The organism is bacterium (genome assembly GCA_024226335.1).
Lineage (GTDB): Bacteria > Myxococcota_A > UBA9160 > SZUA-336 > SZUA-336 > JAAELY01.
In genome coordinates, this window is the sequence record JAAELY010000218.1 from 1 (window position 1) to 1,838 (window position 1,838).

General features: G+C 60.5%; 1 protein-coding gene. It reads right to left on the bottom strand.

Annotated elements, in window-relative coordinates:
* Positions 1-1,633: PAS domain-containing protein (locus GY725_10745; GenBank protein ID MCP4004663.1), on the bottom strand; the 1,633-nt coding region annotated here is incomplete at its 3' end.
* Between the last annotated feature and the right edge of the window lie 205 nt (positions 1,634-1,838).

Sequence of the window (1,838 nt, forward strand, 5' to 3'; positions counted from 1 at the left end):
CGAGCAGGTTGATCATTTCGCGCACCAGGCGACTCAGGTCGAGATCCTCGACGACGAACCGACCCTTGCCGGAATAGGCCAGCATCTGGTTGGTCAGATCGGAAGCACGCTTGGTGGACTCGATGATCCCGTTCACATCGGCGCGTGCCGGAGAACTGGATTCGAGCGATCTCATCGCCAGATCGGCGTGCCCGAGGATCCCCATGAGCAGGTTGTTGAAGTCATGCGCGATACCGCCGGCGAGAACCCCAAGGCTCTCCATCTTCTGCGCCTGCTGAACCCGTCTCTCGAGTTCCACGCGCTCCTTCTCAGCCTGACTGCGCTCGGTGACATCGCGAATCACGCCCACGATGCCATTGATTCGACCCGAGTCGTCCTGGAGCGGGAGGTAGATCTCGTCCGTGATGCCCTCCGTCCCATCGGGGAGCCGAAAGGGAATGTGGTTGCGGCTCACGCCATCGCCTCTCATCGCCTGGCGCATCAACTCGTCCGCACCCTCCCGCCGCAGATGGGGAAACACGTCCCATGGCCTGAGATCGCTCCCTATCAGCTGCTCCCGCGGCGTATTGGATATCCCCTCCATCGCGTTGTTCCAGAAGACGTAGTGAAAGTCCTTGTCCAGAACCAGGACTCCGTCGGTCATCGATTCGAGGATACTGCGGAGAAGACCCTGGCTTTCGTGCAACTCGGCTGTGCTCTCCTCGACCGACACCTCGAGTTGGCCTTGGTACTTCTCCAGTTTCTTTCTGGCCTGGTCTCGTTCGGACTGGAGAGAGCCGATCAGCAATACGGGAAGAGAGAATGCCATCAAGAAGAGCTGCAGCGACAAGACGTTGTCGGCCGCGGAGTTGGCTGTGAAGGGACCATTGCCGTTGATGGCATTCCAGATTGTCAGGAGCGTTGTGAGAAACACTGCGCTGCACGCCCCTCGCGATCCGAAACGAATTGTCGCCCAGAGGAGGAACGGAAGCGGGCTGTACAACAGGGCGGGAGTGTTTCCCCGAGATTCGATCTCGATTCCCGTTGAGAGCATCCCCACGACCAATAGAGACAGTCCCAGAGCCGAGGCTTCGGTCAGACGAGCGAACTTGACATCCCTCACCCGGCCAAGGTCGAAGCCGATCCACACGATCAGTACTGGGGTGAGCGCGAGATGCGCGAGCGCATTTCCGAGAAACCAGACTCGCCAAGCCAACCAGGTGCTGACTTCGGGATCAGAAAACGTAACGAGCGAAGCCATGGATGCAGAGATGGCGGGTGCGATCAGTACGGCCCAGAGGAGGAATTGAACCATGTCACGAAGCCGATCGAGCTTGATTCGGCGACCCAGGGAGAGCCTCAGGGCGGTACCTGCGAGGAGGATCTCGGTGCAGTTTGCGGCAAAGAAGATGAGCGTACGCTGCACTGAGTAGTCGTTCTGCAGCGCCCAAGCGAGATAGGCCGGCGCCATCGCGAGAAACCAGATCCACCATCGCCGCCGTTGCGTCAGTAGGAGTGCAGCAAGAACGAACGTATTGGGTGGCCAGAACGTTGCGATGTGATCGGGCGGTAGACTCAGAGCCCATCCAAGCTTCGCCCCGCTATAGAAGGCGACCCCAATCAAGATGGCGATCGCCGCCGACCTGGATTTCACGGTCCTCGCCTCCAGCACTCCGGCATCCTCTCTTTGTTCGGCTCTTTCGAGAGGCTCACCGGTAGACACTGACACTCCGGTAGTTCAGCGACGCTCGGGCGGGGGGGGGCGTCCCGGAGGTGGAAGCCGCCAGCTCGTGGCTGACCCCCGACGATCGCCTCGCGAAGGCGGGTCGAGCGCCCCGGCGTGAACGACTTGGCGACCA